This window comes from Pseudomonas sp. NPDC090208 (assembly GCF_044746785.1).
Lineage (GTDB): Bacteria > Pseudomonadota > Gammaproteobacteria > Pseudomonadales > Pseudomonadaceae > Aquipseudomonas.
On record NZ_JBIVCU010000012.1, the window covers coordinates 187,733 to 209,739 of the forward strand.

Annotated in this window: 19 protein-coding genes and 1 pseudogene; 5 read left to right on the top strand and 15 right to left on the bottom strand. The window is 62.4% G+C overall.

Going from position 1 to position 22,007, the window contains the following annotated elements:
- Nucleotides 1-112 precede the first annotated feature (112 nt).
- The 8 genes from xylB to ACIPL0_RS20600 all read right to left on the bottom strand — a co-directional run bounded on the left by xylB (nucleotide 113) and on the right by ACIPL0_RS20600 (nucleotide 9,561).
- Nucleotides 113-1,597 (bottom strand): xylulokinase, encoded by a 1,485-nt coding sequence (xylB, locus tag ACIPL0_RS20565; RefSeq protein WP_400598557.1) that lies wholly within the window; start codon nucleotides 1,595-1,597, stop codon nucleotides 113-115.
- A gap of 29 nt (nucleotides 1,598-1,626) precedes the next feature.
- Nucleotides 1,627-2,625, bottom strand: coding sequence for a LacI family DNA-binding transcriptional regulator (locus ACIPL0_RS20570; protein WP_400598556.1), 999 nt, complete (start codon nucleotides 2,623-2,625; stop codon nucleotides 1,627-1,629).
- Nucleotides 2,626-2,653: 28 nt separating this feature from the next.
- Nucleotides 2,654-3,595 carry an ABC transporter substrate-binding protein gene (locus ACIPL0_RS20575; protein WP_400598555.1) on the bottom strand — a complete coding sequence of 314 codons (942 nt, stop codon included), beginning with the start codon at nucleotides 3,593-3,595 and terminating at the stop codon, nucleotides 2,654-2,656.
- 173 nt (nucleotides 3,596-3,768) lie between these two features.
- A complete protein-coding gene (locus ACIPL0_RS20580) occupies nucleotides 3,769-4,761 on the bottom strand; it encodes a ribose ABC transporter permease (RefSeq protein ID WP_400598552.1) in 993 nt (330 codons plus the stop codon).
- Nucleotides 4,762-4,975: 214 nt separating this feature from the next.
- Nucleotides 4,976-6,526: a sugar ABC transporter ATP-binding protein gene (locus tag ACIPL0_RS20585; protein WP_400598550.1), complete on the bottom strand. Its 1,551-nt coding sequence runs from the start codon at nucleotides 6,524-6,526 to the stop codon at nucleotides 4,976-4,978.
- 313 nt (nucleotides 6,527-6,839) lie between these two features.
- Complete coding sequence (locus ACIPL0_RS20590) at nucleotides 6,840-7,211, bottom strand: hypothetical protein (RefSeq protein ID WP_400598548.1); 372 nt, start codon at nucleotides 7,209-7,211, stop codon at nucleotides 6,840-6,842.
- Nucleotides 7,212-8,318: 1,107 nt separating this feature from the next.
- Nucleotides 8,319-8,759, bottom strand: coding sequence for a Bro-N domain-containing protein (locus tag ACIPL0_RS20595; RefSeq protein WP_400598546.1), 441 nt, complete (start codon nucleotides 8,757-8,759; stop codon nucleotides 8,319-8,321).
- Between the two features lie 256 nt (nucleotides 8,760-9,015).
- Nucleotides 9,016-9,561 carry a carboxymuconolactone decarboxylase family protein gene (locus ACIPL0_RS20600; protein ID WP_400598545.1) on the bottom strand — a complete coding sequence of 182 codons (546 nt, stop codon included), beginning with the start codon at nucleotides 9,559-9,561 and terminating at the stop codon, nucleotides 9,016-9,018.
- A 72-nt stretch (nucleotides 9,562-9,633) separates the two neighbouring features.
- Here ACIPL0_RS20600 and ACIPL0_RS20605 point away from each other — a divergent pair, with 72 nt between their 5' ends.
- Nucleotides 9,634-10,632 carry a cupin domain-containing protein gene (locus ACIPL0_RS20605; protein ID WP_400731574.1) on the top strand — a complete coding sequence of 333 codons (999 nt, stop codon included), beginning with the start codon at nucleotides 9,634-9,636 and terminating at the stop codon, nucleotides 10,630-10,632.
- A 167-nt stretch (nucleotides 10,633-10,799) separates the two neighbouring features.
- The gene (locus tag ACIPL0_RS20610; protein WP_400598541.1) at nucleotides 10,800-11,015 is read left to right on the top strand and encodes a 4-oxalocrotonate tautomerase family protein; all 216 of its coding nucleotides are present in this window, start codon (nucleotides 10,800-10,802) and stop codon (nucleotides 11,013-11,015) included.
- Nucleotides 11,016-11,111: 96 nt separating this feature from the next.
- On the opposite strand, the gene ACIPL0_RS20615 is transcribed toward ACIPL0_RS20610, so the two are convergent.
- The 4 genes and pseudogenes from ACIPL0_RS20615 to ACIPL0_RS20630 all read right to left on the bottom strand — a co-directional run bounded on the left by ACIPL0_RS20615 (nucleotide 11,112) and on the right by ACIPL0_RS20630 (nucleotide 14,497).
- Nucleotides 11,112-11,660 carry a methyl-accepting chemotaxis protein gene (locus ACIPL0_RS20615; protein ID WP_400731575.1) on the bottom strand — a complete coding sequence of 183 codons (549 nt, stop codon included), beginning with the start codon at nucleotides 11,658-11,660 and terminating at the stop codon, nucleotides 11,112-11,114.
- Between the two features lie 312 nt (nucleotides 11,661-11,972).
- A pseudogene (locus tag ACIPL0_RS20620) lies at nucleotides 11,973-13,025 on the bottom strand (methyl-accepting chemotaxis protein); the annotation flags it as partial.
- Entirely contained in the window at nucleotides 13,022-13,594 is a 573-nt protein-coding gene (locus ACIPL0_RS20625) for a chlorite dismutase (RefSeq protein WP_400598539.1), read from the bottom strand. The pseudogene ACIPL0_RS20620 and the gene ACIPL0_RS20625, both read right to left, overlap by 4 nt.
- Before the next feature lie 90 nt (nucleotides 13,595-13,684).
- Nucleotides 13,685-14,497 carry an HD-GYP domain-containing protein gene (locus ACIPL0_RS20630; protein WP_400598538.1) on the bottom strand — a complete coding sequence of 271 codons (813 nt, stop codon included), beginning with the start codon at nucleotides 14,495-14,497 and terminating at the stop codon, nucleotides 13,685-13,687.
- A gap of 364 nt (nucleotides 14,498-14,861) precedes the next feature.
- Between ACIPL0_RS20630 and ACIPL0_RS20635 the strand changes: the two genes are divergently transcribed.
- Together ACIPL0_RS20635 and ACIPL0_RS20640 are read left to right on the top strand one after the other, a co-directional pair.
- Nucleotides 14,862-15,833 carry a YeeE/YedE thiosulfate transporter family protein gene (locus ACIPL0_RS20635; RefSeq protein WP_400598536.1) on the top strand — a complete coding sequence of 324 codons (972 nt, stop codon included), beginning with the start codon at nucleotides 14,862-14,864 and terminating at the stop codon, nucleotides 15,831-15,833.
- A gap of 132 nt (nucleotides 15,834-15,965) precedes the next feature.
- On the top strand, nucleotides 15,966-16,220 hold the full coding sequence (locus ACIPL0_RS20640) for a glutaredoxin domain-containing protein (protein WP_400598534.1): 255 nt from the start codon (nucleotides 15,966-15,968) through the stop codon (nucleotides 16,218-16,220).
- Nucleotides 16,221-16,247: 27 nt separating this feature from the next.
- Here the strand turns inward: ACIPL0_RS20640 and ACIPL0_RS20645 are convergent, their stop codons facing one another.
- Both ACIPL0_RS20645 and ACIPL0_RS20650 read right to left on the bottom strand, forming a co-directional pair.
- The gene (locus ACIPL0_RS20645; protein WP_400598533.1) at nucleotides 16,248-18,617 is read right to left on the bottom strand and encodes a DNA polymerase II; all 2,370 of its coding nucleotides are present in this window, start codon (nucleotides 18,615-18,617) and stop codon (nucleotides 16,248-16,250) included.
- 586 nt (nucleotides 18,618-19,203) lie between these two features.
- A complete protein-coding gene (locus tag ACIPL0_RS20650; RefSeq protein ID WP_400598530.1) occupies nucleotides 19,204-20,373 on the bottom strand; it encodes an aspartate aminotransferase family protein in 1,170 nt (389 codons plus the stop codon).
- 108 nt (nucleotides 20,374-20,481) lie between these two features.
- Between ACIPL0_RS20650 and ACIPL0_RS20655 the strand changes: the two genes are divergently transcribed.
- Entirely contained in the window at nucleotides 20,482-21,384 is a 903-nt protein-coding gene (locus ACIPL0_RS20655; RefSeq protein WP_400598528.1) for a LysR family transcriptional regulator, read from the top strand.
- Between the two features lie 121 nt (nucleotides 21,385-21,505).
- Here ACIPL0_RS20655 and ACIPL0_RS20660 read toward each other — a convergent pair whose 3' ends face one another.
- The gene (locus ACIPL0_RS20660) at nucleotides 21,506-21,982 is read right to left on the bottom strand and encodes a RidA family protein (protein ID WP_400598526.1); all 477 of its coding nucleotides are present in this window, start codon (nucleotides 21,980-21,982) and stop codon (nucleotides 21,506-21,508) included.
- Between the last annotated feature and the right edge of the window lie 25 nt (nucleotides 21,983-22,007).

A 22,007-nucleotide genomic window follows, 5' to 3' on the forward strand; every position in this document is an offset into this window, starting at 1 on the left:
CTGGACTGACGCCTTCGCGAGCAGAGCTCCCTCCCACAGGTTCTGTGGTGCCGAATACATTTGGGCATGACAGCAAAACCTTGTGGTGCACCTGCAGGAGCCGCATCAGCGGTTAGGCGTGCAGCCCCTGCGCCGCCGCCAGCAACCCGCGAAACTTGCGATATCGACGCTGCAACACAGCCTGCACTGCCGAGTTCGGTCTATAGCGCGTTTTGACCGGCAAGCCCTGCTGCAACGATGTCCCGCCCTGCCCGATCGCCAGCAAGCCGAGCTTCGCCGCGCCGATGCAGGCGCTCAGTTCGCTGCCGTGCAGGGTATAGACCTCGCGGTCGAGAATGTTGGCCAGCAACTGCGCCCAGTACTCACTGCGCGCGCCACCACCGACCAGGGCACAGGCGTTGATCGTCGCCCCGGCCGACAACACGGCACTCATCGCGTCCAGCAAGCCGAAACCGACGCCTTCCAGCACCGCATAACCGAGCATCGCCGGGGTGCTGTCGTGACCCAGGTGCATGAAGCCGCCACGCAGCAGCGGGTCGTTGTGCGGCGTGCGTTCGCCGGCCAGATACGGCAGGAACAGCGGATTCGATTCCGCCACTGCGCGCTCCACCGGCCACTGCGCCTGCACCTGCTCCAGCAGCGCCTGTTCATCGGCCTGACCGAGCAAGCGGGTGACCCAGCGCAGGCAACTGGCACCGGCCAGCATCGCGCCCATGGTGTACCAGCGATCCGGCAACGCATGGCAGAAGCTGTGCACGGCGCTGGCCGGGTTGCCCGCCGCATGATCGGTGATGGCGACGATCGCCGCGCTGGTGCCGAGGGTGACAAAGGCATCGCCAGCGCTGATCGCGCCGATGCCGACCGCCGACACCGGGTTGTCGCCACCACCGGCGGCCACCGGCAGGCCGCTCGGCAAGCCCAGCACTGACGCCGCTTCGGCGCTCAATCTGCCAGCCAGTTGACTGGCCTCCAGCAGCCGGGGCATTTGCGCCAGAGCCAGGCCGGTGGCCCGCAGCATCGGCTCATGCCATTGCCGTGCGGCGACATCCAGCCACAGCGTGCCAGCCGCATCGGACATGTCGCTGGCGCGCTCGCCGGTCAGCAGCAAGCGCAGGTAATCCTTGGGCGACAGCACGCAATCGACCCGCGAGAAGACCTGCGGCTCATGCTGCTGCAGCCACAGCAATTTGGGTGCGGTCAGCCCGGCCATGGCCAGACTGCCGGTGGCCTCGGCATAGGTCGGATAATCGCGGTTCAACTGCGCAGCTTCCGCCACCGCCCGCGAGTCGTCCCAGAGGATCGCCGGATACAGCACCTGATCAGCAGCGTCGAGCAGCACGGCACCGTGCATCTGCCCGGACAACCCCACGCAGGCGACCCGCGCCCATGCCTCGGGCTGCGCACCACGCAACTGCGCCAACGCACTCAGGCACGCTTGCCACCAGTCGGCCGGGTTCTGTTCCGACCAGCCGGGTTGACGCCGGGCAACGTGTACGCGCGCGCCGGCCTGCGCCAGCACCGCGCCGCTGGCGTCATACAGCACCGCCTTGAGTTCCGAGGTGCCCAGATCGATGCCCAGAGAAACAGCCTGGCTCATTAAGGTTCACTTCCTGTCTGCGGGAGCGCTCAAGGGCATCCACATGAATTTCGGATACGCAGCGTCGGCGCCAGTTGTTCGGACTGCCGTGGGCCGTCCGGCTGATCGATACGCTGCAACAGCAATTGCACCGCGCGCTCGCCCAGGGCCTGCACCGGCTGGGCGATGACGGTCAGACGCGGCAGGAAAAAATCGGCCCAGTCGAAATCGTCGAAACCGACCAGCGCCATCTGTTCCGGCACGACCACACGGGCGTCGCGCAAGGCGTGCATGGCGCCGATGGTCATGAGGTTGTTGGCCGCCAGCATCGCACTGGGCGGGGTCGGCAAGGCCAGCAACTGTGCCGCTGCCAGCCGCGCCGAACCGCTGTTGGATTCGCCGTTGACCAGCAGGGCTTCGTCGAACGCCAGCCCCGCGTCGGCCAGGGCCAGGCGATAGCCGTCGATGCGTTCTTCGGTGGTGCTCAGGCCACGGTGGCCGGCGATCATGCCGATGCGCCGGTGACCATGGCCGATCAAATGGGCCACCAGCTCGCGCGTCGACTGACGGTTTTCCACGCCGACCTGATCGAAGCCGTCGGGTGCCAGTCGGTCCACCAGTACGGTAGGAATGGCGTTGGCCTGCAAGTAGGCCAGCGCCGCCTGTTGCGGGTCGCTGGAAGGCGCCAGGAGGATGCCGTCGACGCGCCGATGATGCAGCGCCTTGACCACGCGCAACTCCTGTTCGGGGTCGTCGTGGGTGTCGACGAACAGCATCATGCTGCCGTGTCGCGCACACTCGGTTTCGATGGCGTGCACGGTTTCGCTGAAGTAATGGTTGGACAGCGCGGAAATGGCCACCCCGATGGTGTTGGTCCGCGAGCGGGCCAGCGAACGGGCCAGGGTGTTGGGGATGTAACCCAACTCCCGCACCGCCTGCTGCACCGCTTCCACGGTTTCCGGGCTGACCTTGCGCGTGCCGTTGAGCACATGGGACACCGTCGAAGTCGACACCCGTGCCCGCCGCGCCACGTCCTCCATCTTCACCACTGCCTTTACTCCCCCGGCGCCTGCTGAATCAGCGTTTGACCGACCAGCCGGTGTAGCTGCCAATGTTGTCGCGGGTGATCAGTTTCGGCGTCAATTGCGTCACCGCCTCGGCCGGCTTCTTGTCGTTGAGCAGGTCATTGCCGATCACCACCGCCTGCTGGGCCATGGCCCATGGGTCCTGGCTGGACGAGGCCTGGATCGACGAGTCGGACTTCAGCGCATGTTCGATGTCCGGCGCGCCATCCACCGAAGTGATGACGATGCCGCTGCGCTTGAGCTGTTTGGCCGCCAGGTCGCTGCCGATGGCCTGCGGGTCGTTGATGGCGAACAGACCGTCGATTTTCGGGAAGCGCGTCAGGTAGCCCTGCATGGCATTCAGACCGCCGTCGCGGGAGCCCTTGGCGTCCTGGTCGTCGGACAGCACCTTGATGTCCGGCGCGGCGGCGAAGGCGGCCTTGCAACCGGTGACACGGTCAGTGACGGCGGTGACCTGCGGGCCGTTTTCGATGATCACGTTGCCCTTGCCCGACAGCTTGTCGACGATGAACTGACAGGCCAGCTTGCCGGCCTCGACGTTGTCGGTCTGCACGGTGGCATCGACACCCTTGGCATTGACGTCCACCGCCACCACCACGATGCCGGCCTTGCGTGCCTTGGCGATGGCCGACGCGGTGGCTTCAGGGTCGACGGCGTTGATCAGAATCAGATCGACACCCTTGGCGATGAAGTTGTCGATCTGGGTGAACTGCTTGCTCAGGTCGTAGTCGGCGGACACCGAGGTCACGCTGACATTCGGGTTGAGCTCCTTGGCCTTGGCGGTGGCGCCTTCGGCCAGGGTGACGAAGTACGGGTTGCCCAGCGAACCCAGGCTGATGCCCACCGATTTCAGCTCGCGCGCCTCGACACCTTGCGACAGCAGTGCGGCCAGGCACAGGGAAACGACAGCCGGGAATTTGCGTTTGAAGTTCATGTTGTCTCTCTTGTGGTTATTGTTTGAGCCATTTTTTGCAACGCATTCGACTGACACCCTCTCGCCCCGTAGCAGTCCGGCTTGCCGGCGGTGGCGATCTCCAGGGCCATACCGCTGGCAAGCCAGGCTGCTACAGAGCAAGCGCCACCTGCGCGGGAGTCAGTGACGACCCTTCAGGTGCGCGCGCCGGACTGCCGATAGCGGTCCAGCGCCACCGCACCAATGATCACGATGCCCTTGATGATGTATTGCCAGATGTCGGAGACGCCCAGCAGCACCAGGCCGTTGGTCAGCACCGCGATGATCAGTGCGCCGATCAGCGTGCCGCCGATGGTGCCGACACCGCCGGTGAAACTGGTGCCGCCGAGAATCACCGCAGCAATCGCGTCCAGCTCGTAGGACTGACCCAGTTGCAGGCCGTTGGCGGCGAACAGGCGCGAAGCGCTCATCACCGCGCCGAGCCCGGCCAGGGCGCCGGACAGCGCGTAGACGAACAGCAGCACCTTCCACACCTTGATCCCGGACAGGCGCGCCGCCTCGGGGTTGCCGCCGACCGAATAGATCTGCACGCCCATCACGGTGCGGCGCAGGATGAACCAGGAAATGGCGACCACGGCGACGGCAATGATCACCAGCCACGGCACACCAAGCAGCGAGTCGTTGCCGATGAAGGCGAACGGCAGATCCGGGTTGAACACGGTCTTGTCGTCGGCCAGCAAACGCGCCAGCCCGCGCATTGCGGTCAGTGCGCCGAGGGTGACGATGAACGGCGGCAGGCGCATGAAGGCGATCAGGCCACCGTTGACCAGCCCCAGCAACAGGCCGAAACCGATCCCGGCGGCGATACCGAACATGCCGAACTGCGGCGACATCGAGGCCTGCAACGCCACCACCGCCGACGCTGCGAGAATCGCGCCCACCGACAGGTCGATGCCAGCCGTCAGGATGACGAAGGTCATGCCCGCTGCCAGCACCACGTTGACCGAGGCCTGCTGGGTGATGATCGACAGGTTCTGCATGGTCATGAAGCTGTCGCTCATCACTGCGAAGCCGATCAGCAACAGCACCAGCACCGGCAACATGCCCACCGTGCGCATCAGTTCGCGGGCCCGTTCACGCTTGTTGACGGCGGCCACGTTTGGCGAATTTTCCAGGGTCAGACTCATGGCCTGGCCTCCTTGTTATTGTTGTTGAAAAAAATGACCTGAAATCCGTAAACCGTGGCTTGCCTCACGCCCTCTGTACGAGCTGGCTTGTCCTGCGACCGGCTGCGCAGCAGTCGTAAAATCAGACGCATTGGCCGCATCAGACAGATCGCATTCACCGGTTTTACGACGGTTTCCCCGCCGGTGGGCAAGCCAGCTCCTACAGGTGTGGGGTTCAGTCATGAGCGCCCACCTGCTGCCCACCCGTCGCCAGATCGATGATCCGCTCCTGGGAAATCTCATGGCCCGACGCACCGCCGACTTCGGCCACCAGCTGCCCTTCGCGCATGATCAGCACGCGGTCGCAGGTGCCGATGATTTCCGGCAGTTCGCTGGAGATCACCACGATGCCAACGCCGGCCTTGGCCAGTTCGTTGATGATCCGGTAGATCTCCGACTTCGAGCCGATGTCCACGCCACGGGTCGGCTCGTCGAGGATCAGCACATGGGGTTTGACCTCCAGCAGCCGCGCCAGCAAAACCTTCTGCTGGTTGCCACCGGAGAGCGCGCCGACGTTGACCTTGCCCGAGGCCACGCGGATCGACAGCGAACGGATCGCCTCCACCGCCCGCTGCGCGCCACGGCCACGGTCGAGCACGCCGCCGGCATGGGCATCGGGGACGCAGGCACAGACGTTGATGTTGTCGCGCACGCTCATGTCGAGAAACAGGCCCTGAGCCTTGCGGTCTTCGGTGAGGTAAACCACGCCGGCACCAATCGCATCGGTCGGGTTGCGCAGTTCGCTGACCGCCTTGCCCGCCACCTCCAGCGTGCCTGAGATACGCGGGTCGGCGGCGAAGATCAGCCGCGCCAGCTCGGTGCGGCCTGCGCCCACCAGCCCGGCGATGCCCAACACTTCGCCGGCGTGCAGGTCGAAACTGCAAGGTTTCACGCGCTTGCCATCGGCCATGTCGCGCACGCGCATCACCACCGCACCGGGGTCGTAAGGCGCATGTTCTTTCTTGTAGAAACCGGAGAGGTCGCGGCCGACCATCATCTTCACCAGGGTTTCCGCGGACAGCCCCTCACGCTCCAGCATGCCGACGTACTCGCCGTCGCGCAGCACCGAAACGCGGTCGGACAGCTCGTAGATTTCCGCCATGCGATGGCTGATGTAGATGATCGCCAGGCCCTGATCGCGCAGTTGCTTGATCAGCGCGAACAGCCGGTCGGTTTCCCGCGAGGACAGCGGCGTGGTCGGCTCGTCCATCACCAGAATCTTCGCGTTGGCGTGCAAGGCCCGGGCGATTTCCACCAGCTGCCGTTCGGCAATCGACAGCACGCTGACCTTGGTCGACGGTTTGAAATCGGCGCCGAGGCGCACGAGTACGTCGACACAACCGGCCTCCATGGCCTTGCGGTCGATGCTCCAGCCGCGACGCAGTTCACGACCGAGGTAGATGTTCTCGGCGACGCTGAGGTTCGGGCACAGGCTCAGCTCCTGATAGATCACCGCCACGCCCTGCTCTTTCGCCGTCAGCGGATCGAACGCGCTCAAGGCCTGGCCGTTGATGCGGATCTCGCCACCGGCATCGGCCTGGTAGGCGCCGGAGAGAATCTTCATCAGCGTCGATTTGCCCGCGCCGTTCTCGCCCATCAGCGCGTGAACTTCACCGGCATAGACTTTCAGCGCGACGTTTTTCAAGACGCGCAGGCCGTTGAAGGTTTTGGAAATGGCGTTCATCTCCAGCACCGGCTGGAGGGCTTGCTGAAGGACGGCGCTCATGGGCGCACACCGCAAGCAGGGATGACGTCGAGCGCAGGGACCGCGCGCAGGAACAGAGCAGGCAAGCTGTTCATGAAGATCCTCGAGATTTCTTGTTTTTATACTGGCGCCGCCTCGTGTCTGGGCGGCGCTCTCTGACTGACTGCTGGAATCAATTGGAAACACTCTAGAACAGCTGAAACGTTTCACGCAAGCGCTTGCTTTTCCCTGCGCGAAAATAATTTCAGAGCCATCAGTTTGCCTCTCCATAACGAAAACGCCCCGGATGCAGCGTGGTGCGCTGCATCCGGGGCGTTCGATCCGCCTGAAAACGTTACGGCTTGGCGACGTGCCAGACGTCCTTGACGCCATCGCCGGTGGTGTCGCCCGGCGCCTTGTCCTTGACCCAGGTATACAGCGGCTTGCCCTTGTACGCCCACTGCTTGCTGCCGTCGTCACGGGTCACGACGCTGTAATCGCCTTCCATCTTCGCATCGCTTCCGGCCATCAGTGGCGGCCAGTTCGTCGCGCAATCACCGTTGCACGCCGACTTGCCGGCGCTGTCTTTGTCGAAGGTGTACAGGGTCATGCCTTTGTGGTCGGTCAGTACACCGCCCTTGCCGGTCATTGCCGGTGCGGCTGCAAATGCCAGGCTCGACGCGCAGGTCAGCGCCACGGCGGCGGTCAGGATGATTGTCTTCAGCATGTTGAACTCCTTGGTGTTGTTCTACTTGGAGGGAGCAATGCCAGAAACATCCCTGGCTCCCGCTGCCGAGATGGGCAGCGAAGGTAGAACGTTTGACGAAGGGGTTTTATTCCATGGCCAACGAAAAATAATTCAACGCAGCCTCGTTTCGCCTGCGGCACGTTACGCGAACCCTTGTAGGAGCTGGCTTGCCCTGCGACCGGCGACGCAGTCGTCGTAAAACCTGTGTCCTTGGTTTGCCTGACGGATCGCATGGTCTGCTAACGCAGCCTTGTTTCGCCTGACGGCACGTTACGCGGCCCCTTGTAGGAGCTGGCTTGCCCTGCGACCGGCGACGCAGTCGTCGTAAAACCTGAGCACGCGGTTTATCTGGAGGATCGCATGGTCTGCTAACGCAGCCTTGTTTCGCCTGACGGCGAGTTACGCGGCCCCTTGTAGGAGCTGGCTTGCCCTGCGACCGGCGACGCAGTCGTCGTAAAACCTGTGCACTCGGTGTGTCATTTGGATTGCTGAGTCTGCTAACGCAGCCTTGTTTCGCCTGACGGCGAGTTACTTGGAAAAGCCCCAAGTAACCAAGGGCTTCTTACCCCGCCATACGGTGCCTCGCTAATGCTCGGCATGCCCTCACTCCGGCGACGCTCCGTGGGCACGCTGCGAAGGGCCATCCATGGCCCAGCGCAGCTCTCGCGGCATCCATGCCGCTCGACCCACTGCGCATCGCCTGCGTTCGGCCTTCTGGGACGGGGCCCCAAGATCAAAAACCAGATCAAAAGACGGATTGTGCGGACTCCTAAAGGTTCTGCTGGCGTGCTGAAATCTGCCAGACACCCTGAACCACTGTGGGAGCGAATTCATTCGCGATGCGGTATTCCTGACGATGGTTTCGTGTCGCCTGCATGATCATCGCGAATGAATTCGCTCCCACAGTAGATCGGCGTTGCCATGACTCTGCGGACACGGCTTGTTTTTGATTCTGGCCGAAGGCCGTAGGAGCGCGCTTGCCCGCGATGGCGTCAGATCAGTCGATAGACCAGCGTCTGAACGGAAACCATCGCCCCAGACCGATCGAGCACCTACAAGTTTGTGGTGTTCAACGTCGCGTCGCCCTCAAGCCTTCATCGACCCCGAAGCGTCCTTCGCCCACAACCGGGTCAAGCGCAGCCATTGCACCGGTCCCACGGGGCTGCACGTCCAGCGCAGGGTACGTATCAATGATGTATCGCGCAGCGGGTGCTTGCGCAGCATCGGCAATACCTGATGGGTCACCCACTGGCGCAGCAGGCGGTTTTGCGGGGTGTCATGGTGGGCGAGGAGCGCATACAGGCCAGATTCACTGATCAGCGATTGCTTGCTCCAGTGCCCGCTGCATTGCAGCCATGCGTTGCGGCGCTGGTCGGGATCGAGCTTGTGCGTGGCAAGCTCTTCGGCTGCCGTGCCCATGAGTCCGGCGATGTCCTGGAGGCAGAACCACGCTTGATGTCCCAGCTGACGGGCGCGCAGCGGGTGGAGATGACGGATAGAGCGTTTCGCTTCGAAGCAGTCGATCACGGCCTGCACCTCCTGTTTTCTGGCTGATCAAAACAACGGCGCGCAGGCTAACGTGACGCTTTTGCCCGAACAAGCGCGCAGTGGCGATCCAGGCAGGCATTGCTGCAATTTCAGAAACGTCCTACAAATCTCTCGAATCAGCGCAGACTTGTTCAGGCGCAAGAATTTTTCCGGAATAAACACAAACGGCGCCTTTCGGCGCCGTCTGTTTCAGAGAGGATGAATTCAGATTCCACCCCTCTGTTTTTATCGATAATCAGACTGCGGCCGGAATCGCCGGGAAGTCGATGGTCGTGTCGTTCACACGGTTGAACAGGTTGGTGAACATGATGACCGAGATCGCCAGGCTGATTTCAGCCAGTTGCACGTCGGTGTAACCTGCGGCCTTGATCGCGGCGAACTGCTGGTCGCTGACGGTGCCGGTGGTTTTGATCAGCAGGGTGACGAAGCTGATCAGCGCATCGCGTTTCGAGTCGCCGGTCGGGCGGCCTGCACGCAGGTTTTGCAGGACTTCAACGCTCAGGCCGGTCATCTTGGCAAGCATGAAGTGCGCGGTTTCGCAGTAGTCGCAACCGGTCAGGTGGCTGACCAGCAGCTTGATGACTTCCTGATCCTGCTTGCTCAGCGTGCCGGCAGCCAGTGCGCCGTCCGCACCCAACACTGCGCCCAGACCGGCGGGCACCAGGGCGCCGATTGCAGCGTAGGTATTTGGCACCATGCCGACTGCCTTTTTGATGTTGCCGTACAGCTCGGCGGTGGCGCCGGTAGCGGTTTCGATTGCAGGTGTGTGAATGCGGCTCATGACAGGTCTCCAGGGGGTGGATCATTAACGGGTGAGACACTAATTTAAGAAATGCAGCCGATACCGTTAAGATTGAAAAACCTCACAAACAACCTTATTCGTCTCAACCTGAACTACTCCATGCCTTCCCCACTGGATTGGTTAAGTCAACTGCTCGCGATGGTTCCGGTCTCTGGCCGGCTGGACACCCGCTGCTACTACGGCGCGCCGTGGAACATCACCTACGATCCTTCGCCCGAAGGCGAAATGCCTTATCACATCGTCCTCAAGGGGTCGGCCGTGGTGAACGCACAGGGCGATTACCCGCTGCAGCATCTCCAGGAGGGCGACATCATTCTGTTCGCCCACGGCTCTGCGCACATCCTCCACGACGGTGGCGCAACAGCGCCGGGGCAGGCACGCTTCCGGCAGGAGCTGAATTTTGTAATCAGCGAAAACGCCGGAGTCGGTGATCGGCTGGAGATGCTGTGCGGCCGCTTTATCGTCAAGCCGCCATACGACCGCCTGCTGCGTTCCTATCTGCCGCCGCGGCTGATCGTCCGCGCGGCGCCGGACCTCCCTGCCGATCAGTCGACCGCCGGTCAACTGGCGAGTCTGGTGGGGTTGATGCGTCACGAATCGGCGAGCCCGACGCTCGGTGCCCACGCCATGCTGGGTGCGCTTTCCGCCGCCCTGTTCACACTGGCGCTGCGCCGCGCGGGTGAAGAAGAGAATGCGCCGTCAGGCCTGCTGGCGATGGCCGGGCATCCTCGGCTGGCGCCGGCACTCAACGCGATCCTGAATAACCCGGCCCATCCCTGGACGCTGGAAAACCTGGCCGAGCTCTGCAACATGTCGCGCGCGACGCTGGCCCGCCATTTCAAGGAACGCATCGGCCGCACCACCAATGACCTGCTCACCGATGTGCGCATGACCCAGGCGATCAACGAGCTGAAGAACCCATCGAACTCGACGGAACTGGTCGCGGAGCGTGTCGGTTATCAGTCGATCTCGGCCTTTCAGAAGACCTTCAAACGGCATATCGGGATGAGCCCCGCGCAATGGCGCAAACATCAGATGGCCTCTTCGTGAGCATTGCCTGAATCGTTGCCGCGCAATAAAAAACAGCAAACCTGTCTCGTTACGACCAGGGCCATCACTGCAACCGGCAACGTTCGCGCGGCGCGGACGATGCGCCCTGACGGCATGCTAGATTTTTCTCGCATCGTCTTCGCCCACACGACCACAGGAACATCGCCATGCCATACGTCAGCATCAGAGTCACCAAAGAGGGTGTAACAGCGGATCAGAAGAAAGAACTGATCGCGGGTACGACCGAGTTGTTGCAACGGGTGTTGGGCAAACCACCTGCCTCGACCTTCGTGGTCATCGACGAGGTGGAAACCGACAACTGGGGCTGGCAGGGTACGACCATGACCGAGATCAGAAAGGAGCAGGCGAAGGGCTCCGACTGAAAGAGCACGCGCCTGCGCCTCGCGTGATTCGAAACGGGCCTGCCCGCTCGGGAAAATGGCTGGCCTCCTCGTGAAAGCAAAAAGGCCACGTCAGGTTCAGTGCAAACGGAACTTGTCGACCAGTCTGGTCAAGTCTTCGCCAAGACGGGAAAGGTCATCGCTGGCGGTGACCGTTCTCATGCTGTTATCCGCAGACTCATCGGCAATACCCCGCACGGTTATCAGACTCGCGCTGATCTGCCGGGAGGTCTCGGTCTGCTGATCGGCCGCTGCGGTGATACTGAAGTTCATCTGGTGAATGGACGACATGGATTCGCGGATTTCCGCCAGCACCCTGCCCGCCTCTCTCGCCAGTTCGACGCTCGAGATGCTCATCGTTTCACCTTGCCGCATCAACGCCGTGGCATCCCGGGCCCCCGTCTGCAGCGACCCGATCAGCTCATTGATTTCCCGAGTCGACTGCTGGGTGCGCAGCGCCAGCCCGCGCACCTCATCCGCGACCACTGCAAATCCACGCCCGCTCTCACCGGCGCGGGCCGCTTCGATGGCCGCATTCAGCGCCAGCAGGTTGGTCTGCTCGGCGATCTCCTGGATGACGGTCAACACCAGACCGATGCGTTCGCTGTCGGTACTCAGGCGCACCATTGCACGGGTGCATTCGCCAACGTTCGCCAGCAGCAGATCGAAATGCTCCTGCGCCTGCCTGACAACACTGTCGCCCTCCACCGCACGTTTTTCCGCCAGCCGCGTGGCATGGGTCACTTCCCGGGTGTTCTCCGCCACGTGCTGGGCACTGGTGACCATCTCCGCCACCGCTGACGCGACCTGAGCGGTCTGCTCACGCTGCTGACCTGCGCCGACGGTGTTGCGCGCCGTGATCCTGGAGAGCTCCTGGGCCGAGCTTGCCAGACGATGAGCACCGCCACCGATCTGACCGATGACGTGCCGCAGTTGCTCAGCCATCTCCTGCATGGCACGAACCATTTGCCCGATCTCGTCCCTTGCGCAAGTTTCCAGGTTGCCGGACACATCGCCGGACGCAATGCGCCTGGCGAATGACAATGCCCGACCGAGACTCGGCACGATCTGCCGCGTAATCACCCACGCGGCGGCCAACCCGAAGATCAACGCAAACACCGCCGCGACCACCAGCGCGCTGCGGGCATGGCTGACATCCTCGCCACGGCCTTCCACCTGCTGGCGATAAAGCGCCGCGCTCAACGACTGCAATTCGCCGGCCTGACTCAGCATCACTTTTTTGGCTTCCTGGCTTTTCAGCACATTGCTGCGAAACTCGCCAACCTTGTCCTGATAGGCAAGAACCGTCTGCAACGCTTCGACGAGTCGCTGCTGCAGCGCGTCGTCCGGCAGTTGCTCCCACAAATCGTTGCCGTTCAGGCGTATCGAGTCCGCCGTGGTGGAGATGCGCTGCAAACCTTCATCCGTGGGCGTGTGGGTGTAAGCCTGCACTTGCAGGCGCAGCGTGCCGACAAGTTCCTTGAGCGCGAATGCCGAGTGCAGCGACGCCACCTGCTGCGCCGAAGGACTCTGCGCATCGTCGAACAGGCCGCCGATCATCAGGTCCAGCTGACTCGCGATCCGGTCGATCATGGGCTCCATCGCACCCTGCGCTTCGCCTGCCTGGGTCCGCGCCGCAACAAAACCGGCGAAGGTGTCCCGATACGACGCTCTGACGCTGTTGATACGCGCAATCGCGGTACGCCCGGCTTCGCCGGAACTGTTTGCGACCCGTGCGATGACCGCGCTCAGCTTTTCAAGCTCACGGTTGTACAGATCGACAGACTCGCGGCTGCCGGTCCTGTCGAACTCGGCCTCCTGAAGCCTCACTGCAGCAATCTGGGTATCGAGCGAGACGGTCTCGACCAGCGCGTCACTGCGCAAGGTCAGCTGATTGACGCTGGAGAGCGCAATGCCTGTCAGCAGTGCCGTCAGCGAAAGGACGGTACCGAACCCGACAATCAGCTTGTTGCGTACGGATGCGCCGATCATTCGTCGACACGCCGCATGCGCAGGTCTACTTCCCGCTCGACGAACTGCCACTCCGCGGACGCCCGAAGCAAGCCCAGCAATTCGTCAAAGGCCTGAGCATCTTCCGGGGCGTACTCGAACCAGGTGAGAAAATCGAACGGCTGCGGTGTGGCGAGATCACGGCAATGGAACAGGCGTCGCGCAATGGCCGGAAGGTAGCGCATCCCGATAGCGATATGACGAGACTGCCCCTCGATCACGTCGCGACGTTCGTCTTGCGTCAATGCCCACCATTGCGGGTTTTTCCGCAGACCGATAAATGCCGCCAGGCTCGCGCCGGGGCGACCCGGTTCGGGCTGTCGGGCTATCAGAAGACGCTTTTCCTCACGTGTCACATAGCGGTCGTGGCTGGTCATGCCCTGCAAATGCCAATCGACTGCTCCGTTGCGCTCAGGCGCGACAGGCCCCGACATCTGTAGGCGCTTTGCCCTCGGCAGGGCCTCACCCACAAGGGCGATATCGTTCAGAATCAGCCACGGGCCCTGGTCTCCCGCGACAAAGTGAGACAAGCGTTGCGATGGCTCAGTCATGTGTGTGATCTCGCATCTATATCCATTGGAGACAGTCAGGCCTGTACGACTTCACCGGCGCGAAACGGCTGTCCGGCTCGCCGGTCGCGTTCAGCCGCGAGCCGTTACCCCGCCCGAGAACTTCCGGGCCAGCGTGGCAATGAGTCGAGTGTCGGGAGACGGGATGAGCGTGCCCACCGAACACTGAGCACCGGAGGGCTGTGTGGCCAGCGTTCCTTCATCGCCGCGATACAAGGCGAACCCCGAACCGCATGCCGGGCAGAACACTTGATCGCCGGGATTGTTTTCACGCTTGATGACGATGATCGGCCCACACCCCGAACAGCGGCCCAGCGGGATACCATCATCGGAGTGGCCCACGACATGATCCAGTTGCCCTTCCGCGCCCAATGCAACCAGACGGGTCGCAAAGCCCCGGTCAAACTGGCTACCCGCCCCTTTCTCGATCAGTTCGAGGGCTTTTGCAACAGGCATGCCGTTTCGGTAGGGGCGCTGGCTGGTCATCGCATCGAAAGCGTCACAGACACCAACGATCGCGGCCATCGCAGGAATCTGCTCGCCCGACAGACCTCTTGGGTAACCACGCCCGTCAGGGGTTTCGTGGTGCTGCCAGACCGCAGGCATCACCAGGTTGCTCAGCGGATGGCTTTCAAGGAGCCGCCGGCCAAGCTCGGGATGGGTCTTGATGACGCTGTATTCGTCCTGGTCCAGGGGCCCGGCCTTGCGCAATATGGCATCGGGGATGCCCGCTTTTCCCAGGTCATGCACAAAGCCTCCCAGCGCGATCAGGGCCACTTCACCGCGCGCCAGCCCCGCGTGCCCTGCAAGCAAAGCGCAATATTGCGACACCCTCCACAGGTGCCCTCCCGTGTAGGGATCACGAGCCTCGACCAGCCATGCCATGGTCAACAGACTGGCGAGCAGTGAATCAGCTGAGGCCTGAGGAGCCGTGGCTCCGACCCATTGACTCAATCGTGTTATCAACCCCATTCCTGCACCCGTAGTGATCAATGAAATCCGTGGTTTGCTGGCGACTGCAGCAGCGCATCCACGTAGATTCGCTTCAGGCGAGCATTCAGTTACATCTGGCTGATATTTTTTTTCGGGCAGTGACGAACTCGCCAACCCGGGCGCGCATTGCAACTTGAAGGCGGCCTTTCCCGGTATGGCATTTCAACCGACAGGCCGCGAAAAAGCCCGCTATCGTGGGCGTTACGGCGATCGCACCGGATCGTCATCGCCAATGGCGCCATGAGGGGTAAATTCGATGGCTGTGCTGATTTTGAGCACCCTGCTCGCGTTCATCACCGGCTTTGCCATCAGACGGGGCAATATCTGCGTCGTTGCCGCCATGCACAAATGGGTGGTTCATCGCAACGAACACCATTTGAGAGCCTTCATCACCGGCATCTGCTGTTCGGGGCTTGTCCTGCTGATCATTGCCTGGTCGTTGCCCGCTTACCCCGGCGTTTCTGCGGAATATCCGGTCAGCGTCATGACGGTGCTGGGGGGCATATTGTTCGGAGTGGGCGCCTGGCTGAATCAGGCATGCGTACTGGGCACCATCGCCTTCCTGACCCGAGGTGACCTCAATTACTGCGCCACCCTTCTCGGAATGTTTGCGGGCGCGCTTCTGGGTCAGCAGGGTTTCAAACCGCTGCCGTCCTCCAGCCCATCCCCGCTTCAAACACCCGACGGAATCGCCCTGGCCGTGGCGGCGGGCTATGCGCTCGTCGTCGTGCTGGAGCTGTACCGGCATTTTCGCGCACGAAGACAGGCAGGCGCAGACGGAGTCGTCCTTCAGGAAAGCCATGCATTGCTGCCGATGCTGATCGTCGTGGGGATTTCCTGCGGAGCACTTCATGCATTGAACGGCGAATGGACCTACCTTGCGACCCTCACGCGCGTGGCCGAGGGTTTGACCGTCGGTATGGAAAAGCCGATATCAGCGCTCCTGATCTTCACGGTGGCGACCTTCCTGGGAGGCGTGATCTGCGCCCGGCTCGACCGTGAATTCGCGCTCCACAGGTGGTCGCTGAAAACCTCCGCGCAACGCATGGCTGGAGGCGCGACCATGGGATACGCCGCGTGCATGATTCCGGGCGGAAACGAATCGATGATGTTCAATGGCATCCCCTCCATCGGCTTCCACGCGATCACCGGATACATCGCGTTATCGCTCACGCTTCTGGTCATTATCCACTTCAGGCATGGCGCATCCCGGCGCACGGAACGTTAGTTTCGACCCTTGCGTCCAACTCAGACAATTAGACGATTGGAATCATTTTATCGACTAAATGCGTCCATAGAGATCAGGTTTTTTCGCATCATGGGTTCTTTCCCCCAGAAACCAAACCGGAGCGAAGCCATCATGAACGACGTCACCCTGTACACCGGCAACACCTGCCCTTGCTGCACGTCATCCCGACAACTGCTGGCGTCGAAGGGCATCACGCCCATTGAAATCAACGTGGAGGACAATCTCGAAAATCTGCGCGATCTGGTCGGCCAGGTCGGGCGGCGCTCCTATCCGCAGATCTTCATCGGCATACACCATATCGGCGGTTTTCACGACATGGCGGCGCTGGATCGGGACGGGCATCTCGACGCCTTGCTGGGACGTTGAGCGGGTATCTGTCTGCTGCTGACAGGGTCAGAAGTCGAAGCTCATCTGATCCAGAGCCTGAAGGTTGATGGCCTTGGATGTCACGAACGGCAGTATCGCGTCGGCGATCGGCTGCAGCTGACGGGTGATGTAGTGGTCGTAGTCGATGGGCGCAGTGCGGGCCTCCAGGGGCTCGGGACCGGCGACGGTGATGACGTAACTGATCCAGCCACGGTTCTGGTATTGCAGGGGCCGCCCCTGCTGACGGTTGTATTCATCGGCGATGCGCGCGGCACGCACGTGGGGCGGAACGTTGCGCTCGTACTCGTCCAGCGCGCGGCGCAGACGCTTGCGGTAAATCAACTGGTCGTCCAGCTCGCCGGCCAGGGTGCGGCGCACATATTCCTGCACATACTCCTGATAAGGACGGCGCTGGAAGATGCGCTGGTAAAGCTCCTGCTGGAAGACCTGGGCCAGGGGCGACCAGTCGGTCCGTACGCTTTCCAGGCCTTTGTAGACCATCTCTTCGCTGCCGTCGGGACGCGTGACCAGGCCGGCATAGCGTTTCTTGCTGCCCTCCTCCGCGCCACGAATGGTCGGCATGAGGAAGCGTTTGAAATGGGTTTCGAACTGCAGCTCCAGCGCGCTTTCCAGGCCGTAGGTCTCGCGCAGATGCTCACGCCACCAATCGTTGACGCCCTTGACCAGCGCCTTGCCGATCTGCGCGGCTTCGTCCTGACCGTGAGGCCGCTTGAGCCAGACGAAGGTGGAGTCGGTGTCGCCATAAATCACTTCGTAGCCCTGGGCTTCGATGAGCTGACGGGTCTGGCGCATGATCTGGTGGCCGCGCATGGTGATCGACGAGGCCAGCCGCGTGTCGAAGAAGCGACAGCCGCTTGAGCCCAGCACGCCGTAGAAGGCGTTCATGATGATTTTCAGCGCCTGAGACAGCGGCGCGTTGTGTTCGCGCTTGGCGACTTCCCGGCCTTCGGCGACCCGCGCGACGATGGCCGGCAGGCAGTGGCGAGTGCGCGAAAAGCGCCCGCCGCGAAAGCCTTCCACTGACTCGCTGTCATCGGGGTGTTTGAGGCCTTCGATCAGCCCGACCGGGTCGATGAGAAAACTGCGGATGATCGACGGGTACAGACTCTTGTAGTCGAGCACCAGCACCGATTCGTACAGACCGGGTCGCGAGTCCATGACAAAACCGCCGGGGCTGGCCTCGGGCATGCGCTCGCCAAGGTTGGGTGCGACGAAGCCCTGGCGGTGCATCAGCGGTATGTACAGGTGCTCGAACGCGGCCACCGAACCGCCGCTGCGGTCCGCCGGCAGGCCGGTGACGGTGGCGCGCTCCAACAGGAAGGTCAGCAGCTCGGCCTTCTCGAAAATCCGCGTGACCAGCTCGCAGTCCTTGAGGTTGTAGTGCGCCAGCGCCGGCTTGTCCTCGGCGAACATGCGGTTGATTTCGTCCATGCGCTGGTACGGGTTGTCGATGGACTTGCCTTCGCCGAGCAGGGTCTGGGCGACGTTTTCCAGACTGAACGACGGAAAGCTCCAGGTCGCCGAACGCAGCGCCTCGATGCCGTCGATGATCAATCGCCCCGCCGCCGACGCGAAGAAATGATTGTTGCCGGCGCCATGCTCGCGCCAGCCCATGACCTCGCCGCCCCGGCCGATCCGCAGCGGCACGTTGAAACGCCGCGAGTGCTCGTGCAGCACGCGCAGGTCGAACTGCACCAGGTTCCAGCCGATGATGGCGTCGGGATCGTGCAACGCCATCCAGTCGTTGAGCCGCTCCAGCAAGGCTTCGCGGCTGTCGCAATAGTCGAGCTTGAAGTCCACCCGCGAGTCGTCGCCGTTGGCCGGGCCAAGCATGTACACCTGACGCTCGCCGCAGCCTTCCAATGCAATGGAATACAGCTCGCCGCGCTCGGTGGTTTCGATGTCCAGCGACACCAGCTTCAATTGCGGACGGTAGTCCGGCGCCGGTTTCATCTGCGCATCGCGAATCAGTCCGTCGGCGTCAGGCGTGCCGCTGAACTGCACCGGCGCGGTGATGAAACGCTCCATCAGATAGCGTTCAGGCGGACGGATGTCGGCTTCGTAGACATCGACGCTGGCCCGGCGCAGATCCTTTTCCAGATTCATCAACTGACGATGCTGACGGGTATACAGACCGAGCACCGGGCGGTGACGGAAGTCGCACAGATCGAGGGGTTTGAACTCCACACCCTGCTCGTTACGCAGCACCGCCTCGGCCCGCTCACGATGCTGCGCCGGCACAAAGGCCACCGAGGTCTGATACGGCAGACGCACCTGACGCGGACCGGCGTCAGTCGCCAGCCAGAACTCGACTTCAGTGCCCGAAGGCGTGTCGCGCCAATGCCGGGTCAGGACAAAACCCTGCTGTAACTCCACCGCTGCAACCTCGATTCGTGTTTCAAGGGTGGGATTCTACGGGGATTGTCACAAGGGCGCGCGCTTTCCCCGTAGCAGCATGGCTTGCCGGTGGTGACGGCCTCAGCATCGCAACCGCCGGCAAGCCGGACTGCTACGGGAATTCGGGGCCTTCACGGAAAAGGTGGGTTCTCACAAAACCTGTGGGAGGGAGCTCTGCTCGCGATGGCGGTGGGTCAGTCAGCATTGAAGTGGCTGGGCTGACGCTTTCGCGAGCAGGGCTCCCTCCCACAAGGTTCGCGTTATCCAATGGATGTCCAAATGACCTGAACCTGTAGCAAGCCCGCTCCCACAGGTTCAGCACATGCCACCCACCTTGTGGACAACCGGAAACCCGTAGCAGCATGGCTTGCCGGTGGTGACGGCCTCAGCATCGCAACCGCCGGCAAGCCGGACTGCTACGGAGATTTGGAACCACCGCGTAAAGATTGGGTTCTCACAAAACCCGTGGGAGGGAGCTCTGCTCGCGATGGCGGTCGGTCAGTCAGCACGGCAGTGGCTGAAGGCTCCCTCCCACAAGGCCCGCATCATTCGATGGATCTCTGACCTACCCCAACACCCCGACAATCGCGCTGACGATCTTTTCCACGTCTTTTTCATCGATCACCAGCGGCGGCAGCAGGCGGATGGTGTGGCCGCGAGTGAGGTTGATCAAGACCCCGTGCTCCCTAGCGGTACGCAAGCACAGTTCGGGGATCGGGCGGGTCAGTTCGATGCCGATCATCAGGCCCAGGCCACGGACTTCGCGCACGTCCGGGTGGCCGGCCAGTGCTTCGCGCAACCAGGCCAACAGCCTGGCGCCCTGCTCCGCTGCGTTGCCCAGCAAGCCTTGCTGTTCGACGATCTCCAGCACGGTACAACCGACCCGGCAGGCCAGCGGGTTGCCACCGAAGGTGCTGCCGTGGCTGCCGGGCGTGAACAGCCGGGCCACGGCCGATGTCGCCAGGCAGGCGCCAATCGGCACGCCGTTGCCCAAACCTTTGGCGAGGGTGATGACGTCCGGCTGGATGCCTTCGTGCAGAAAGGCGAACCACTGCCCGGTACGACCGATGCCGGTCTGGATTTCGTCGAGGATCATCAGCCAGTGGTTGTTGCTGCAGTGTTCGCGCAGCGCTTTCAAATAACCTTTGGGTGGCAGCAGCACGCCGCCCTCGCCCTGAATCGGCTCCAGCATCACCGCGACAATGCGCTCGCCGTAGACATGGGTGGCCTTCTTGATCGCGACGATATCGCCGAACGGCACTTTGACGAATTCACCGACCATGGGCTGATAACCCAGGCGCACGCTGCCATTGTCGCTGGCCGACAGAGTGCCGAGGGTGCGCCCGTGAAAGGCGTTGTCCATGACCAGCACCAACGGCTGTTCGATGCCCTTGGACCAGCCGAACAAGCGCGCCAGTTTGAGCGCCGTCTCGTTGGCCTCGGCACCGGAGTTGTTGAAAAACGCCTGATCCAGCCCGGACAGCCGGGTCAGCGTGTGTGCCAGGCGCTGCTGCCAGTCGATGCGGTAATGGTTGGAAGTGTGCAGCAACAGTCCGGCCTGCTCGCTGATTGCCGAGACGATCTGCGGATGGCTATGGCCGACGTTGGTCACCGCCACCCCCGCCACGGCATCCAGATAGCTGCGCCCGCTGTCGTCCCAGAGTCGCGCGCCCAGGCCTTTGACGAAGCTCAGCGGCAAGGGCTTGTAGGTGTTCATCAGGCAGGCGGCGGTCATGTCTATAGCTCCATCACGGGGACTTGTTCGGTGTGCAGCCAGTATCGTTACCCTGTTTTACTGTATAAAGATCGACTTTCTTCAGTGACCTTAAAGCAGGGCTTGATAATGGACGTACTGCAAGCGATGACGGTGTTTGTCAGCGTGGTGGAAAGCGGCAGCATGACGGCGGCCGCACGCCAATGCGAAATGTCCACGACCATGGTCGGCAATCACCTCAAGGCCCTTGAGCAGCGCCTCGGTGTCAGCCTGCTGCAACGCACCACCCGGCGGCAGAACCTGACCGAATTCGGCGTGCAGTATTACCGCCGTTGCGTCGAGGTGCTGGGGCTGGTCAACGACGCGGACCGGATGGCCGAACAGGTGCAGACCCAGCCCAGCGGCACCCTGCGCATCACCGCTCCGCCGGCGTTTGGCGCCGAACGCCTGCCTTTTCTGCTCGGCGACTTTCTGGCGAAGTTTCCGGAGATCAAAGTCGAGGTGGTGTTGAGCAACCAGTTGCTGGACTTGATCGAACACGGTTTCGATGCAGCCATTCGCCTCGGCGTGCCGGAGGTTTCCGGACTGATCGCCCGCCCCTTGCGCGACTACACCCTGACCATCTGCGCCTCCCATGACTACCTGCAACGTCGAGGCACGCCGCAGTCCGCCGACGATCTGGGCGAACACAATTGTCTGGCGTTCGCCTACCCGGCCGGTGACGACTGGCGCGCGGCCGACAAGCTGTGGAAGCTGACCGGCCCCGACGGCGTGATGGAAGTGCCGGTGTCCGGCTCGATGATCGTCAACAGCTCACCGGCGCTGCGTCAGGCGGCGCTGGCCGGGATCGGCATCGCCATGTTGCCGGACGTGCTGATCAGCGAAGACCTGGCCGCCGGCAGGCTGGTGCCGCTGCTGCAGCAATACCGGCCGCCGAGCCGGCCGATGTGGCTGATGTACCCGCAGGACCGCTATCGACTGCCCAAGGTCCGGCATTTCGTGGAATGCGCGTTGGCGGCTTGGGGGGTGTAGCCGCCAATTGTAGGAGTGAGCTCTGCTCGCGATAGCGTCATGTCTGTCGGTACTTCGGTGATTGACACGATGCCTTCGCGAGCAAGCTCACTCCTACAGCCAGATGCTGTGATGAAGTTGTTTATTCAGGCTGCGCCACCGCGATCAGATCCATCTCCACTGTCGCATTCTTCGGCAGCTGATAGACGCCCACCGAGCTGCGGGTATGCGCCCCGGCCTCGCCGAAGACAAAGAACAGCAATTCCGACGCGCCATCGGCCACTTCGCTCTGCTGGGTGAAGCTGTCGGTGCACTGCACGAACAGGGTCATGCGCAGGATGCGTCTGATCTTGTCGAGGCTACCCAGGCTGCGCTGCAACAGCGCAATGGCACGCAGGGCACTGATCTTGGCGCCAAGCTGCGCCGATTCCAGGGTCACGTCGCCACCGGCACGTCCGGTCACCACCACGGTGTCGCCGACCCGGGGGATCTGTCCGCTGATGTACAACTGGTCCTCATGGCGAACCAGCGGCACGTAGTTGCCACCGATCTTGATTTCGCCATCGAAGTCATAACCCAACTGCTCGCAAGCCTGTTTGAAGCGAAGGTCGCACGACATGATCGGTCCCTTGTTATGGGTAAAA

What these genes read in the sequence shown, in the direction of transcription:
- ACIPL0_RS20650 (WP_400598530.1), bottom strand. Translation starts at nt 20,373, where the DNA reads ATGACCGCCGCCTGCCTGATGAACACCTACAAGCCCTTGCCGCTGAGC.
- xylB (WP_400598557.1), bottom strand. Translation starts at nt 1,597, where the DNA reads ATGAGCCAGGCTGTTTCTCTGGGCATCGATCTGGGCACCTCGGAACTC.
- ACIPL0_RS20635 (WP_400598536.1), top strand. Translation starts at nt 14,862, where the DNA reads ATGGCTGTGCTGATTTTGAGCACCCTGCTCGCGTTCATCACCGGCTTT.
- ACIPL0_RS20575 (WP_400598555.1), bottom strand. Translation starts at nt 3,595, where the DNA reads ATGAACTTCAAACGCAAATTCCCGGCTGTCGTTTCCCTGTGCCTGGCC.
- ACIPL0_RS20590 (WP_400598548.1), bottom strand. Translation starts at nt 7,211, where the DNA reads ATGCTGAAGACAATCATCCTGACCGCCGCCGTGGCGCTGACCTGCGCG.
- ACIPL0_RS20615 (WP_400731575.1), bottom strand. Translation starts at nt 11,660, where the DNA reads ATGGTGCGCCTGAGTACCGACAGCGAACGCATCGGTCTGGTGTTGACC.
- ACIPL0_RS20610 (WP_400598541.1), top strand. Translation starts at nt 10,800, where the DNA reads ATGCCATACGTCAGCATCAGAGTCACCAAAGAGGGTGTAACAGCGGAT.
- ACIPL0_RS20625 (WP_400598539.1), bottom strand. Translation starts at nt 13,594, where the DNA reads ATGACTGAGCCATCGCAACGCTTGTCTCACTTTGTCGCGGGAGACCAG.
- ACIPL0_RS20655 (WP_400598528.1), top strand. Translation starts at nt 20,482, where the DNA reads ATGGACGTACTGCAAGCGATGACGGTGTTTGTCAGCGTGGTGGAAAGC.
- ACIPL0_RS20580 (WP_400598552.1), bottom strand. Translation starts at nt 4,761, where the DNA reads ATGAGTCTGACCCTGGAAAATTCGCCAAACGTGGCCGCCGTCAACAAG.
- ACIPL0_RS20585 (WP_400598550.1), bottom strand. Translation starts at nt 6,526, where the DNA reads ATGAGCGCCGTCCTTCAGCAAGCCCTCCAGCCGGTGCTGGAGATGAAC.
- ACIPL0_RS20660 (WP_400598526.1), bottom strand. Translation starts at nt 21,982, where the DNA reads ATGTCGTGCGACCTTCGCTTCAAACAGGCTTGCGAGCAGTTGGGTTAT.
- ACIPL0_RS20640 (WP_400598534.1), top strand. Translation starts at nt 15,966, where the DNA reads ATGAACGACGTCACCCTGTACACCGGCAACACCTGCCCTTGCTGCACG.
- ACIPL0_RS20630 (WP_400598538.1), bottom strand. Translation starts at nt 14,497, where the DNA reads ATGGCATGGCTGGTCGAGGCTCGTGATCCCTACACGGGAGGGCACCTG.
- ACIPL0_RS20600 (WP_400598545.1), bottom strand. Translation starts at nt 9,561, where the DNA reads ATGAGCCGCATTCACACACCTGCAATCGAAACCGCTACCGGCGCCACC.